At 44.0% G+C, this 441-nt stretch carries 1 protein-coding gene; it reads left to right on the top strand.

Annotated features, from left to right (window positions below):
* The coding region (locus ETC00_RS19920) for an ABC transporter ATP-binding protein (protein ID WP_253264353.1) at nucleotides 1-441 on the top strand (441 nt) is incomplete at both ends.

The raw sequence follows: 441 nt of genomic DNA, 5'->3' as shown, positions 1-441 counted from the left end.
GCCATCGCTCGCGCCATCGTCAATGAACCGGACGTCCTTTTGTTAGATGAGCCGCTTTCCGCCCTCGATTTAAAGCTGCGGACAGAAATGCAATATGAGTTGCGTGAATTACAGCGGAGGCTCGGTATTACGTTTATTTTCGTCACTCACGACCAAGAAGAAGCACTTGCCATGTCAGATGAAATTTTCGTGTTGAACAAAGGAAAAATTGAACAACGCGGCACACCGAAAGATATTTATGATGAGCCTGTCAATCGTTTCGTTGCCGATTTTATCGGGGAGTCAAACATCATTGTCGGAACGATGGTTGATGATTTTGTTGTCGAATTTGCTAATCAACAATTTACGTGCGTCGATTACGGATTTTCAAAAAATGAACAAGTCGATATTGTTATTCGCCCGGAAGACTTGGAATTAACAACCGCTGAACGCGGCAAGTTG

This window comes from Brevibacillus sp. MCWH, from assembly GCF_013096935.1.
GTDB lineage: Bacteria > Bacillota > Bacilli > Brevibacillales > Brevibacillaceae > Brevibacillus > Brevibacillus aydinogluensis.
This window is presented reverse-complemented; position numbering and strand designations above follow the sequence as displayed.